The organism is Methylobacillus draconifructus (assembly GCF_045984385.1).
GTDB lineage: Bacteria > Pseudomonadota > Gammaproteobacteria > Burkholderiales > Methylophilaceae > Methylobacillus > Methylobacillus flagellatus_A.
The window spans coordinates 192684-205971 of sequence record NZ_JBJQIJ010000005.1; the positions used below are offsets into that span (position 1 = coordinate 192684).

Here is a 13288-nt window from a genome sequence, read left to right on the forward strand (position 1 = left end):
ACCATGATTAAGTTAATGATAATCCGAGCTGCTGCTGCATGAAGCCGCGGATATCGCCGATCTCCTCCATGCAAACGGAATGCGGCATCGGGTATTCATGCAGTTCCAGGGAATATCCCTGGCTTTGCAATGCCTGTGCGGATGCATGGTAACGCGCCAGCGGAATGACATTGTCCAATGTGCCGTGCGCCATGAAGATGGGGATGTGCTGGTTGGCGGCATGCTTTTCTATGGAGAGGCTGTCAGCCAGCGCAAGATAAGTGGAAAGCGCCAATACTCCGGCAAGAGGAGCGGGGTGGCGCAACGCGGTGTGCAGCGCAATGACGCCTCCCTGCGAGAAGCCCGCCAGCATGATGCGCTGGCTTGGAATCCCGCGTGCCAGTTCATTGGCGATCAGGGCTTCGACCTTTTCCTGGGTGGCGCGGATGCCATCGCCATCTTGAATGGCTCCCGGCTGGAAGCTGTAAATGTCATACCATGCAGGCATGGTATGACCATTATTGATCGTGACCTGGATTGCCGGGGCATGCGGCAGGATGAAGCGCGTATGCGGCAGGGCCAGTTCGCGCACCACTGGCACGAAATCGTTGCCGTCCGCGCCCAGGCCGTGCAGCCATATCACGCTGTTGCGAATGGTGTCATCGGCGGAAATTTCAATACAATCAAGTAAGGGCATCAGTTCTGCCTGTGTTTGGAGCGAAAGCTGCATTCTGCCATGCAATCCAGCATATGGCATACGGCACATTCCCCATGTGCAAGGCTTTTACGCTATGCTTCTGTAAAATCAACGCACTGGCATAACCCGACAACCTCATTCCTGCATGCGTATTTCCCGTCTCTTTTCCCATCAACACATCCGCCTGTTGCTCGGTATACTGGTCACGGTCCTGTTGCTGGCCCATGTCGTGGGAGCCTTGAATCTGGGCTTCATACAAGCGATGGAGCGCTTTGCCTATGATGCCCGGCTGCAGTTGCTGACGCCGGGAGGGCTGGACGACCATATCGTCATCGTCGATATCGACGAAGCCAGTCTGCAGCAAGAAGGACATTGGCCCTGGGGACGCAACAAGCTGGCGCAATTGCTGGACAGGCTATTCGACCAGTACCAGGCCAGGTTGGTGGCATTTGATGTCGTGTTTGCCGAAAAGGACGAAAGTTCGGGCCTGGCGGCACTAGAAGCTATGCGGCAAGAGCAATTTGGCCAGCGGCCAGACATCGCGCAGCTAATCGATGCGTTAGCGCCCGGGCTGGATTATGACCAGCAGTTTGCCGACAGCATGCGGGGGCGTAATGTCGTGCTGGGATATTACTTCCGCCATGACGCCCGCATGCAGCACAACATTGGCGCATTGCCCCCGCCCGTGATGCAGGCGGAGGTGCTGGCCGGGCGCGATATTGCCTATCAGCAGGCCAGCGGGTACGGCGCCAACCTGCCGCTCTTGCAGCAACAGGCAAAAGCGGCAGGGCACTTCAATCCCGACCCGGACGAGGACGGTATTACCCGCCGCATTCCATTGCTGGTGGCATATCAGGATGGCATATATGAAGCCTTGTCGCTGGCAGTGGCGCGCCAAGTATTGGGGAACGTGCAGGTGATGCCCGGTTTCTCCGACAGCATGCATTACGCCGGCATGGAATGGCTGGAGCTCGGCCAGCGGAAAATCCCGGTCGATGCCAACCTCAATGCATTGATTCCCTATCGCGGCAGGCAAGGGAGTTTTCCCTATGTTTCGGCTGCCGATGTATTGCACGGCAAGGTGCCACAGCAGCAACTGCAGGACCGGATTGTGCTGATCGGCACGACGGCGCCGGGCTTGATGGATTTGCGCGCGACCCCTGTGCAGAGCGTGTATTCCGGCGTGGAAATCCATGCCAACATGATCGCGGGTATCCTGGACGGCAGCGTCAGGCAGCAGCCGGCCTACACGTTGGGCGCCGAGTTCCTGCTGCTGATGCTCCTGGGCGTGGGGCTGTCCATCCTGCTGCCGCGCATGCGGCCTGTGCCTGCCACGATGTTGTCGGCGGCGGTGCTATCCCTGCTGGTATTGTCCAATCTCCTGTCATGGGAAATCGGCGTCGTGCTGCCATTGGCTTCGGCCTTGCTGCTCGTGGCCTTGCTCTATGTACTCAACATGAGCTACGGCTATTTCATCGAGTCGCGCAGCAAGCGCCACTTGGCACAACTGTTCGGACAGTATGTGCCGCCGGAGCTGGTCGCGGAAATGGCAGCCCGGCCGAATCAGCTCGGGCTGGAGGGAGAAAGCCGGGAGATGACGGTGCTGTTCTGCGATGTCCGCCGGTTCACCACCATCTCGGAAGCGCTTGAACCGCAAGCGCTGGCCAAGCTCATGAACGAATACCTGACGGCGATGACGCGCGTCATACACCAGCACCGCGGCACCATAGACAAATATATGGGCGATGCCATCATGGCGTTCTGGGGCGCCCCGCTGCATGACGAACAGCATGCGGCCAATGCGGTCAACGCGTCCCTGGACATGGTGAAGGAGCTTGAGAAAGTGAATGCGGGTTTTCAGGAGAAAGGCTGGCCTGTCTTGAAAATAGGCATAGGCCTCAATACCGGCGAAATGACGGTGGGCAACATGGGTTCCGAGTTCCGCATGGCCTATACAGTGCTTGGCGATGCGGTCAACCTGGGTTCAAGATTGGAGAGCTTGTGCGAATATTATGCGGAACCTGTCATCGTGAGCGAGTTTGCTGTGCGGGCCGCAACGCAATATCTCTACCGTGAGCTGGACCTGATCCGTGTCAAGGGCAAGGATGCTCCGGTAAGGATTTATGCTCCCATCATGGTTGAAGATGCCGCGGCAGAACAGGAGTTGAATCAATACGAACTGGCATTGGCAGCCTACCGCCAGCAACAATGGCAGCAGGCCAATATTGCCTTTACGGCATTGCAAACTACGTATGGCGGGCGCAGGATTTACACGCTCTATCTTGAGCGCATCAACCATTTCAGCCGCCATGCGCCAGAAGCGGATTGGGATGGCGTATTCAACTTTGGAAGCAAGCGGGGGGAAGCATGATTGTCCAGGTATTGGGCTGCAGCGGCGGCATAGGCCAGGGCCTGCGTACGACATCTTTGCTGGTGGATGAAGATATCCTGGTCGATGCCGGCACTGGCGTGGGCGACCTCACGCTTGAGCAAATGTCGGCGATCGACCATGTGTTCCTCACCCATTCCCACCTCGACCATGTCGCTTTTCTGCCATTGCTGCTGGACGCCGTGCTGGGCAGGCGCGAACGGCCCGTGACAGTGCATGCGTTGCCGGAAACCATCGCCAGCCTCAAGGCGCATATCTTCAATGGGCAAATCTGGCCCGACTTCAACCGGATTCCCACTCCTGACCAACCTTTGCTGCAATATGCGCCTATGCTGGTAGGCGACGAGGCCGAGATAGCCGGCCGCCGCATTGTGGCGTTCCCTGCCAACCATAGCGTGCCGGCAGTCGGCTACTTGCTCGATAGCGGCTCGGGCAGCCTTGCATTTACCGGCGATACCACCAGTTGCGACGAGTTCTGGCAAGTGCTGAACCAAGTAGACAATTTACGTCACCTGATCATCGAAGTGTCATTTACCGATGCCGAGATTGCCCTAGCTTTGATATCCCATCATTATTGCCCGGCATTGCTGCTGAATGGTTTGGATCGACTAAAGCCTCGTCCAGAAGTATGGGTTACGCACCTGAAGCCGGGCGAAGGGGAAGCCATCATGCGGGAGATTGATGCTGCCAGGCATCCCTTGGTGCCAAGGCTGTTGGAAAGTGGGACAAAACTGATTTTATGCTGATTTTTTTTAAGGTGTTGAAAAATAAACGCCCGCGGAGGCGGGCGATGAAATGTTTAAGTCAGAATTATATTTATCGGCAATTTGCAGGTAAATACTTATTATCGATAGTGGATGCTGTGCATGACCATGACAGAGTGTCAGTAGTTGTATTGGGAGTTAAGACATAGTTGCCCGTGGCACCAGTGATATTTGATGCTACGGTAATGACACCTGTTGCTACAGTAAGCCCACTGGAAAATGGGGTTGTTGTTGTGTTGCAGCCTGCAGCGGCAGCATCGGCAGGCAAATTACCAGTTGTTTGAAAATAGTCAGTTACGGCAGTTTTGCATGCGGCTCCAAGCCCGATAATTTCGGTAACTTTTGCGCGTTTTGTATAATCTTGATATGACGGAATTGCCACTGCCGCCAAAATACCAATAATCGCCACCACGATCATCAGTTCGATCAACGTAAAACCTTGTTGTACTTTTTTCATCATGAACCCCTTTAGTTGAGTTGAGTGTTTGCTGCGGCTGGAGGAGTACCGCATGCATTGCTTATTGCAATGGCTGTGCCAGCTTTAGGTGATGATGGGTTATGTATTGAATTTTAAGGATTTTGTCAGCTGGAAAATAAAAAAGCGGAGTTGTTGCTCCGCTTTTTGTTTACCTTTAACTGACAATTTTTGTCACGATGTGACAAGCATTGTTAGGTTTGCAAGTAAATTACTTGCCTTCGGCAACCTTTTTCAGGTTTTCCAGCCCGGGCTCATACATGCCATTCACGGCATCCAGCGCGGACTTGTCGTCCTGGCCTGGAGGGATGGGCGGGTTGAGCTTGTAGACGCGGTAGAAGCGGCCCAGCCACTTGACTTCACTCTTGCCGCCGTCGGCAGCCTTGACGCTGATGGTGGAGTAGTAGTCCGCCACGGGCAGTACGCCTTCAATGATGCCGTACTTGAGCTGCTTGCCGTCCTCGTCCAGGCTCTTGAGGTTTTCCAGGATGGTGCCGCCGCCCTTGAGGGTGAGCAGGCGCACGGTTTCTTCCGTGCCGTCCACTGTGCGCTTGTCGAGCTTGGTGCTTTCGACAGCGGGGTGCCATTTCTGCCAGTTGCCGAAGTCCTTGATCAGGGCCCAGACTTTATCGGGGCTGGCGTCGATGGTGATGGTTTTTTCCACCTTTTGCGGGGCAGGGCCGTGGGCGGCGGCAGTGAGCGGCAGCAGGCCGATGGCAAGTAGTGCGAGGATTTTCTTCATCTATGTTTCTCCATGTTTTTGCAAGTTATAAAAGTGGAACCGTCAATGTGCTGTCCTGCTGCTAGGTTGTAGCGGGACAGCATACCTGGAAACCTCAGAACAAATCACCGTGCTGCAAGCTTCTGCGGAATCGGGCGGGCTGTTTCGTTGCAAATCCTCGCGATAGCTATGGCTATCACTGTGGTTTGCGCCTCGCATCACATCCCGATCCGCAGCGCTTGCTGGCTACTCGATTTGTTTTGAGGTTCCCGGCAGCTCCCAATCAATGCGACGTCTTGTTGAGTATAAACTGTCCGAACGCCCGGCTTTGCTTGCCGGTGGAAATGTCCTGGATATGTTTATGGCTGCTGGCGTCTATCACTGAAACCGAGTTGTCAAACCAATTGGCAACGTAAATTTTGTTGGTAGAAGCATCGTAGTTGATGCCTTCCGGGAAACCGCCGACGCGGATCTTGGCGGTTTCCTTGTTCTGTTCGAGGTCGATCACGGAGACCGTGTCCGCCTGGGTGTTGGTGACGTAGGCGTATCGGCTGTCCGGGCTCACCGTAACGCAATATGGGTGTTCCCCCACGGCAATGGTGCGGGTTTCAAGGTTTTCCAGGTTGATGACTGACAGGCTGTTGGCATAGACATTGACAGCAAAAACCTGCTTGCCATCCGGCCCGAGAGTGATGCCGAACGGGTGTTCGCCGGTGGCAATGCGCTGCAGCACCTTGAGGGATTGTGTGTCGATCACCGCCAAGTCGTTGCTGTCGCGGTTGGCGACATAAAGCTTGCTGCCGTCATGGCTGACGATGAGCCCGGCAGGCGCCTTGCCGATGCCGACTTCGCGGCGCTGGCTGGTATCGGCAGTATCGATGGCCAGGACGCGGTCGTCGCCCCAGTCCGCAACGTAGAGTGTCTTGCTGTCCGGCGAGAGGGCAATGCCGACTGGCGAGCCGGATATCTCGATGGTGTCGATGACCTCATGTTTTTTGCTGTCTATCACCGATACCGAGTGGCTATCGACATTGCTGATATAGACTTTGCCCAGGCTGGCGGAGGCGGCAACGCCTACGGGGGCCTTGCCTACGGCAATGGTGGCGATGACGCTCTGATCGGCAAGGTTGAGAACGGAAACGGTGTTTTCACCCTGGTTGGTGATGTAGGCCTCATCTGCCAGAGCCGGGAAGACAAATGCCAGAAGAAGCAAAAAGCTGCTGAGGATGCGGATGTTGTGTTTCACTGTCGATTACGTTTTTGCGATCGGGTTTTGCCAGTTGGTTAAGGTAACGCGTCAACATTGCTGCAGGTTGACCCGGCAGTATACGGGGGCGTTGCAAACAGCGTCAAGGCTGGATTTCTCCTGTGTTTTCCGGGATTTTGATCATGGCGATGCAGCTTGCCCAGCTTTCAATATCTGGCGAAATATGGAAAAATGACGACAAACTATAGAGGTATGTTGTCATGATAGATCGGGATGGATATCGCCCGAATGTCGGCATTATTTTATGTAATGCCCGCAATCAGGTGTTTTGGGGTAAGCGCATCCGCGAACACTCTTGGCAGTTTCCGCAAGGCGGGATTAAATATGGCGAGAGCCCTGAGCAAGCCATGTACCGCGAATTGATGGAGGAGGTCGGGCTGCGTCCCGAGCATGTCAAAATCCTGGGCCGCACCCGGGACTGGCTGCGTTACGACGTGCCCACCAACTGGATCAAGCGCGAATGGCGTGGCAGTTACAAGGGGCAGAAGCAGATATGGTTCCTGCTCCGGCTGGTCGGGCGTGATAGCGACGTGTCATTGCGTGCCAGCACGCATCCGGAATTCGATGCCTGGCGCTGGAGCGATTACTGGGTAGCGATGGATTCCGTCATTGAGTTCAAGCGCGATGTCTATCGCCTGGCGTTGAAGGAGCTGTCCTCCCATCTGGCGGATCGCCGGCGCGCGCGCGCGGCGGAGAAGTTGGATCAGCCAGTGCGTTGATTTGCCTATGGAGATTCCGGCGTCGGGCCGGAATCTCCTTTTCAGTTTCATTTCAATCTTGTTGCGCCATTGCCTCGCCCAGGGATACGGCCTTCAATGGATGCCAGCTGGCCTCGAACTTAAGCCCTGCCGCTTCCGGGTAGAGTAGCACCACGGTCGACCCTAGCAGGAAGCGTCCCATTTCCTCACCTTGTTTCAAGTGAATGTCCTGGTCATGATAGTGCCAGGTCTGGATTTTTCCCGGACGCGGCGGGTTGACGATGCCGTGCCATACGGTCGCCATGCTGCCCACGATGGTGGCGCCTACCAGTACCAGCACGAACTTGCCTTCGCCATGCGCGAATTCGCACACCACGCGCTCATTGCGGGCGAATAGCCCAGGGACATGTTCGGCAGTCACGGGGTTGACGGAAAACAGGTCGCCGGGCACATAGGTCATGGAAAGCAGCTTGCCGTCGCAGGGCATATGAATGCGGTGGTAATCGCGGGGGCTGAGATAGATGGTGGCGAAGTAGCCGTTTTCATAATGCTGTGACATCGAAGCATTGCCGGCCAGTAGGGCGGTGGTGGAGTACTGGTGGCCCTTGGCCTGGAAAATCTGATCCTTGTCTATGCGGCCGAACTGGCTGATGGCGCCATCGACAGGGCAGATTTGCGCCGCATCGGCCAGCGGCCGTGCACCGGGCTTCAATGCCCGGGTAAAGAAATCGTTGAAGCTGGCATAGCTGGCAATGTCGGGATTGACCGCTTCCAGCATGTTGACCCGGTAATGCTTGGCAAACCAGCGGATGACGGCGGTGGTCAACCAGCCTGCCCGCAAGTGGGCGAGTTTGCCCGCCAATGCGGTCAGTGCGATTTTTGGGGTCAGGTATTGCAGTTTGACGGAACAGGGTGTTGACACACAAACCTCTTCATAGGGGACTGGATGTAAAAAAGAGGCTGGACGACGTCCAGCCTCTTTCTATTTTAACGTAGACTTTGATCGCTTAGTTCTTGGATTGAGACTAAGTGCGATCAATCTACCAAAAACTAATTAGTTCTTGGATTGATCTACCAGCTTGTTCTTGGCAATCCAAGGCATCATGGCGCGCAGTTGGCTGCCGACTTGCTCAATCGGGTGGGCGGCGGTCAGGCGGCGGCGTGCAGTCATGGATGGATAGTTGGTACGGCCTTCCAGGATGAATTGCTTGGCGTAATCGCCGTTCTGGATGTTGGTCAGGCATTCCTTCATCGCGGCGCGGGCCTGGTCGGCAATCACGCGCGGGCCGGTGACGTACTCGCCGTACTCGGCATTGTTGGAAATGGAGTAGTTCATGTTGGCAATACCGCCTTCGTACATGAGGTCCACGATCAGCTTGAGTTCGTGCAGGCACTCGAAGTAGGCCATTTCCGGGGCGTAGCCAGCTTCGACCAGTGTCTCGAAGCCAGCCTTGACCAGTTCGACCGCGCCGCCACAGAGCACAGCCTGTTCGCCGAACAAATCGGTTTCGGTTTCTTCGCGGAAGTTGGTCTCGATCACGCCGCCCTTGGTGCCGCCGTTGGCTGCAGCGTAGGACAGCGCAATGTCCTTGGCCTTGCCGGAGGCGTCTTGGTAAACCGCGATCAGGGATGGCACGCCGCCGCCCTTGAGGTATTCGGAACGCACGGTGTGGCCTGGGCCCTTAGGCGCGATCATGATCACGTCCAGGTCCTTGCTCGGCACGATCTGGTTGTAATGCACGTTGAAGCCGTGAGCAAAGGCCAGCGCAGCGCCCTTCTTCAGGTTGGGCTCGATTTCAGCGTGATAGATTTCTGCCATGGTTTCGTCAGGCAGCAAGACCATGACGACATCCGCGCCAGTGACGGCATCCTTGATTTCCTTGACGTCATGGCCTGCGTTCACGGCCTTGGCAAAGGAGCTGCCGTCCTTGCGGGCGCCGATGGTGACGGTCACGCCGGAGTCCTTCAGGTTTTGCGCGTGGGCATGGCCTTGGGAGCCGTAGCCGACGATGGTCACCTTCAGTTTCTTGATCAGGGATAGGTCAGCGTCCTTGTCGTAATAGACTTTCATTTTTTACCTTTCAATACAAATGGATTCTGTTGCCCGGTGCGATGGGCAACTTGAGTGTTTAAAGTTTGAGTATCCTGTCGCCGCGGCCTATGCCGGAAGCGCCAGTGCGCACGGTTTCCAGGATGACGGCCTTGTCCAGCGCTTCCAGGAAGGCGTCCAGCTTGGAGCCGGAGCCGGTCAACTCAATGGTGTAGCTGCCGTCTGCTACATCGATGATGCGGCCGCGGAAAATGTCGCACATGCGCTTCATTTCGTCGCGGAAGGAGCCGGTAGCCTTTACCTTCACCAACATCAGCTCGCGCTCGATAAAGCGGCCATCGTTGAGGTCCAGTACCTTGACCACATCAATCAGCTTGTTGAGCTGCTTGATGATCTGCTCGATCACATCATCCGATCCGGAGGTGACGATGGTCATGCGTGACAGCGTGGCGTCCTCGGTGGGCGCCACGGTCAGGGATTCGATATTGTATGCACGCGCGGAAAACAGGCCGGCAACGCGGGAGAGGGCGCCGGCTTCGTTTTCCATCAATATGGAGATGATATGTTTCATGGTTCTTCTTACAGGTCTTCAGCCAGGATGATTTCAGACAACCCCTTGCCGTTCGGCACCATCGGGAACACGTTTTCGTTCTGGTCGGTGATGAAGTTCATGAAGACGAACCTGTCGGTGAGGTTGAACGCCTCGGTCAAGGCGCCTTCAACGTCAGCGGGCTTTTCGATGTTCATGCCGACATGGCCGTACGACTCCGCGAGCTTGACGAAATCCGGCAGGCTGTCCATATAGGATTCGGAGTAACGGTTTTCATAGAAGAACTGCTGCCACTGGCGCACCATGCCGAGATAGCGGTTGTTGAGCAGGATCACCTTGATCGGCAGGTGGAACTGCTTACAGGTGGAGAGCTCCTGAATGTTCATCTGGATGCTGCCCTCGCCGGTGACGCAGGCCACCTTGGCCTTGGGGTCGGCAAACTGCACGCCCATGGCATAGGGCAGGCCGACGCCCATGGTGCCCAGGCCGCCGGAGTTGATCCAGCGGCGCGGCTTGTCGAACTTGTAGTATTGCGCGGCCCACATCTGGTGCTGGCCGACGTCGGAGGTCACATAGGCTTCGCCTTTGGTGACTTCCCAGAGCTTCTCGATGACGAACTGCGGCTTGATGATCTCGCTGTTGCGGTTGTAGCCGAGACAGTTGCGTCCGCGCCATTCCTCGATCTGCGTCCACCAGGCCTTGAGCGCGGCAGCGTCCGGCGTGCGGGTTTCCGCATCGAGCAATTCGTTCATCTCGGCGAGTACGGACTGCACATGGCCGACGATGGGTACGTCCACCTTGACGCGCTTGGAGATGGAGGAAGGATCGACGTCGATATGGACGATGGTGCGGTCCTTGTTGTAGAAATGCTGCGGGTTGCCGATCACGCGGTCGTCAAAACGCGCGCCTACGGCCACCAGCACGTCACAGTTCTGCATCGCCATATTGGCTTCCAGCGTGCCGTGCATGCCGAGCATGCCGACAAACTGCCTGTCCGTCGCAGGATAGCCTCCCAGGCCCATTAGGGTGTTGGTTACCGGGAAGCCCAGCCTGTGGGCGAGCTTGATCAATTGATCTGCCGCATCGCCCAGCACCACGCCGCCGCCGGTATACAGCATGGGGCGCTTGGCTTCGAGCATGAGCTTGATGGCCTTCTTGATCTGGCCGGAGTGTCCTTTGAGGATAGGCGTGTAGGAGCGCATCTCCACGCTTTTCGGGTATTCGTAATGGCCGAGGTGCGCGGTGATGTCCTTGGGGATATCGACGACTACGGGGCCGGGGCGTCCGGTCGCGGCAATGAAGAACGCTTTCTTGATGGTGGGCGCGATGTCCTTGACATCCTTGACCAGGAAGTTGTGCTTCACGCAGGGGCGCGAGATGCCGATCATGTCCACTTCCTGGAAAGCATCCAGGCCGATGGCGGGCGTCGGCGCCTGGCCGCTGATGACGACCATGGGGATGGAATCCATGTGGGCGGTGGCAATGCCGGTAATGGCGTTGGTGGCGCCCGGGCCGGACGTCACCAGGGCGACCCCGACTTCACCTGTGGCGCGGGAATAGGCGTCCGCTGCATGGACAGCAGCTTGCTCATGACGGACCAGGATATGCTTGAACTTATCCTGTTTGAATATTTCATCGTAAATATTGAGCACTGCGCCGCCAGGATAGCCGAAAACGTATTTGACGTTCTCTTCCTGCAAACAGCGAATGACGATTTCTGCGCCAGATAATTCCATAGATATTGCTTGTTATGCCGAGAATTTGGGAAACTTAGAACACTAACGGTTTGCGCCATTTTGGTCAAGGAAGATTACGTGGGGCCCGGCTTTAAGCCAGTGATTTTAAGTGGCTTGTGGCAAAGCCTGCTGGGCAGTCTGCCGGTGTTTTGCATCGTTATTCAAACGGCGGCGGCGCGACCTTGAGCAGTTCTTCTATGGTGGTCAGGCCCGCGGCAATTTTCTCGGCGCCGTTGATCAATAATGGCTGCATGCCTTGCTGGTAAGCCAGCTTTTTGATGCTGGCGAGATCGGCGTCGTGAGTAATGAGTTTCTTGAGTTCCGGCGTCAGAGACAGCATCTCGTAAATGCCGCTGCGGCCGCGATAGCCGGTCATGCGGCATTCCAGGCAGCCGTTGGCGGCATAAATTTGCGCGGGCTTGGGCAGTTTCCATGCGCCCACCAGTTCACTCCACTGCTCCTGGCTGATATCGGCAGGCGTCTTGCAGTGCGGGCACAAGGTGCGCACCAGCCGCTGCGCCATGATGCCGATCAGCGAGGAGTGGATCAGGTACGGCGGAATCCCCAGGTCCAGCAGGCGGGTCACCGCGGCAGGCGCGTCATTGGTATGCAGGGTCGAGAGCACTAGGTGGCCGGTCAATGCGGCCTGGATCGCCATTTCACCGGTTTCCACGTCGCGGATTTCGCCCACCATGATGATATCCGGGTCCTGGCGCAGCAGGGTGCGTACGCCGTCGGCGAACGTCAGCCCGATGTTGTGCTGCACCTGCATCTGGTTGAACGCGGGTTCCACCATCTCGATGGGGTCTTCCACGGTGCAGACGTTGACTTCCGGCGTTGCGAGCAGCTTGAGCGTGGAATAGAGCGTGGTGGTCTTGCCGGAACCGGTCGGGCCGGTGACGAGGACGATGCCGTTCGGGCTTTGCGTCCACTGCGTCCATTTTTGCGCCTGCTCGCTGGAAAACCCCAGCTCGACGAAATCCTTGACCAGGATTTCCGGCGTGAAAATACGCATCACCAGTTTTTCGCCGAATGCCGTGGGCATGGTGGACAGGCGCAGCTCGATTTCCTCGCCCTCGTCCGTCAGCGTCTTGATGCGGCCATCCTGGGGGCGGCGCTTCTCCACCATGTCCATGCGGCCCAGCAGCTTGATGCGGTTGGTGATCGCATTCATGATGGCGCTGGGCAGTTGGTATACCTGGTGCAGCACGCCGTCGATGCGGAAGCGCAAGATGCCCATATTGCGGCGCGGCTCGAGGTGAATGTCGCTTGCGCGCTGCTCGAAGGCGTACTTGAACAGCCAGTCGACGATGTTGACGACATGCTGCTCATTGGCATCTAGGTTCTTGTTCTTGCCTAATTCAACCAGCTGTTCCAGGTTTTGCACGCCAATGACCTGCCCGGCCTTTGCCGTGTTGGCGAGATTGATGGAGTTGGCTAGGTTGTAGACTTCCGGCAGGTAGCGGCTGATTTCGCGCGGGTTGGCGACCACGAGCCGGATGCTGAGCTTCAGGATGCGTTCGAGGTCGGGTATCCAGTCGGTGAAGAACGGCTCGGCGGTCGCGATGACGGCTTCCTGGCCGCTGACCTTGACCGGCATGATCTTCAGGCGCTCGGCATAAGCCTTGGAAATGACCTGGGCCACAGCGCTGAAATCCAGCTTGAGCGGATCGACATGAAAGTGTTCCAGGTTGGCCCGTTTCGCCAGCCAGGCGGTGAGCATTTCGAGGGAAAGCTGCTTGTTCGGGGACTGCAGGCTTTTCCATTTCTGTTCGCTGATGATGATCAGCGGATGCAGATTGGAGCTGTCCAACCTGCGGTCCTTGAACAATTGCTCGGCCTGCAGTTTGTGTACCAGTCCGTCATTGACCAGCATGCGCAAGGTATCGCCCAGTGACAGGCGGCCGGGAGCAGGGTGGAAAATGGCGCTAGGTTGACTCATGTGAGGAATACTAAAGATTC

General features: G+C 56.7%; 12 protein-coding genes. 3 read left to right on the forward strand and 9 right to left on the reverse strand.

The features are described from left to right. Window positions 1–7: 7 nt before the first annotated feature. Window positions 8–676: an alpha/beta hydrolase gene (locus tag ACKF11_RS12485; RefSeq protein WP_407997293.1), complete on the reverse strand. Its 669-nt coding sequence runs from the start codon at window positions 674–676 to the stop codon at window positions 8–10. A 145-nt stretch (window positions 677–821) separates the two neighbouring features. Between ACKF11_RS12485 and ACKF11_RS12490 the strand changes: the two genes are divergently transcribed. Together ACKF11_RS12490 and ACKF11_RS12495 are read left to right on the forward strand one after the other, a co-directional pair. After that, window positions 822–3047 (forward strand): CHASE2 domain-containing protein, encoded by a 2226-nt coding sequence (locus ACKF11_RS12490; RefSeq protein WP_407997294.1) that lies wholly within the window; start codon window positions 822–824, stop codon window positions 3045–3047. Continuing rightward, window positions 3044–3811, forward strand: coding sequence for an MBL fold metallo-hydrolase (locus ACKF11_RS12495; RefSeq protein WP_407997295.1), 768 nt, complete (start codon window positions 3044–3046; stop codon window positions 3809–3811). Before ACKF11_RS12490 ends, ACKF11_RS12495 begins: the two co-directional genes overlap by 4 nt. 70 nt (window positions 3812–3881) lie before the next feature. Here ACKF11_RS12495 and ACKF11_RS12500 read toward each other — a convergent pair whose 3' ends face one another. The 3 genes from ACKF11_RS12500 to ACKF11_RS12510 form a co-directional block, all read right to left on the reverse strand. Next, window positions 3882–4289 carry a pilin gene (locus ACKF11_RS12500; RefSeq protein WP_407997296.1) on the reverse strand — a complete coding sequence of 136 codons (408 nt, stop codon included), beginning with the start codon at window positions 4287–4289 and terminating at the stop codon, window positions 3882–3884. Between the two features lie 226 nt (window positions 4290–4515). Beyond that, complete coding sequence (locus tag ACKF11_RS12505) at window positions 4516–5046, reverse strand: SRPBCC family protein (RefSeq protein WP_407997297.1); 531 nt, start codon at window positions 5044–5046, stop codon at window positions 4516–4518. Window positions 5047–5308: 262 nt separating this feature from the next. Then, entirely contained in the window at window positions 5309–6271 is a 963-nt protein-coding gene (locus tag ACKF11_RS12510; protein ID WP_407997298.1) for a cytochrome D1 domain-containing protein, read from the reverse strand. Between the two features lie 221 nt (window positions 6272–6492). Here ACKF11_RS12510 and ACKF11_RS12515 point away from each other — a divergent pair, with 221 nt between their 5' ends. Further along, window positions 6493–7011 (forward strand): RNA pyrophosphohydrolase, encoded by a 519-nt coding sequence (locus tag ACKF11_RS12515; protein ID WP_309566364.1) that lies wholly within the window; start codon window positions 6493–6495, stop codon window positions 7009–7011. Between the two features lie 52 nt (window positions 7012–7063). On the opposite strand, the gene asd is transcribed toward ACKF11_RS12515, so the two are convergent. From asd to tfpB, 5 genes are all read right to left on the reverse strand, one after another. Then, window positions 7064–7912, reverse strand: coding sequence for an archaetidylserine decarboxylase (gene asd, locus ACKF11_RS12520; RefSeq protein ID WP_407997299.1), 849 nt, complete (start codon window positions 7910–7912; stop codon window positions 7064–7066). 132 nt (window positions 7913–8044) lie between these two features. After that, window positions 8045–9061, reverse strand: a complete 1017-nt coding sequence (gene ilvC, locus ACKF11_RS12525) for a ketol-acid reductoisomerase (RefSeq protein WP_309566367.1) — start codon at window positions 9059–9061, stop codon at window positions 8045–8047. Window positions 9062–9119: 58 nt separating this feature from the next. Next, complete coding sequence (gene ilvN, locus ACKF11_RS12530) at window positions 9120–9611, reverse strand: acetolactate synthase small subunit (RefSeq protein WP_230342326.1); 492 nt, start codon at window positions 9609–9611, stop codon at window positions 9120–9122. Window positions 9612–9619: 8 nt separating this feature from the next. Continuing rightward, window positions 9620–11326: an acetolactate synthase 3 catalytic subunit gene (locus ACKF11_RS12535; RefSeq protein WP_309566369.1), complete on the reverse strand. Its 1707-nt coding sequence runs from the start codon at window positions 11324–11326 to the stop codon at window positions 9620–9622. A 157-nt stretch (window positions 11327–11483) separates the two neighbouring features. Then, window positions 11484–13268 carry a type IV pilus assembly ATPase TfpB gene (tfpB, locus tag ACKF11_RS12540; protein ID WP_407997300.1) on the reverse strand — a complete coding sequence of 595 codons (1785 nt, stop codon included), beginning with the start codon at window positions 13266–13268 and terminating at the stop codon, window positions 11484–11486. Window positions 13269–13288: the final 20 nt, after the last annotated feature.

Coding starts and splice junctions, on each gene's coding strand:
- ilvC (WP_309566367.1), bottom strand. CDS start 9,061: ATGAAAGTCTATTACGACAAGGACGCTGACCTATCCCTGATCAAGAAA.
- tfpB (WP_407997300.1), bottom strand. CDS start 13,268: ATGAGTCAACCTAGCGCCATTTTCCACCCTGCTCCCGGCCGCCTGTCA.
- ACKF11_RS12515 (WP_309566364.1), top strand. CDS start 6,493: ATGATAGATCGGGATGGATATCGCCCGAATGTCGGCATTATTTTATGT.
- ACKF11_RS12490 (WP_407997294.1), top strand. CDS start 822: ATGCGTATTTCCCGTCTCTTTTCCCATCAACACATCCGCCTGTTGCTC.
- ACKF11_RS12505 (WP_407997297.1), bottom strand. CDS start 5,046: ATGAAGAAAATCCTCGCACTACTTGCCATCGGCCTGCTGCCGCTCACT.
- ACKF11_RS12495 (WP_407997295.1), top strand. CDS start 3,044: ATGATTGTCCAGGTATTGGGCTGCAGCGGCGGCATAGGCCAGGGCCTG.
- ACKF11_RS12500 (WP_407997296.1), bottom strand. CDS start 4,289: ATGATGAAAAAAGTACAACAAGGTTTTACGTTGATCGAACTGATGATC.
- ACKF11_RS12485 (WP_407997293.1), bottom strand. CDS start 676: ATGCCCTTACTTGATTGTATTGAAATTTCCGCCGATGACACCATTCGC.
- ilvN (WP_230342326.1), bottom strand. CDS start 9,611: ATGAAACATATCATCTCCATATTGATGGAAAACGAAGCCGGCGCCCTC.
- ACKF11_RS12535 (WP_309566369.1), bottom strand. CDS start 11,326: ATGGAATTATCTGGCGCAGAAATCGTCATTCGCTGTTTGCAGGAAGAG.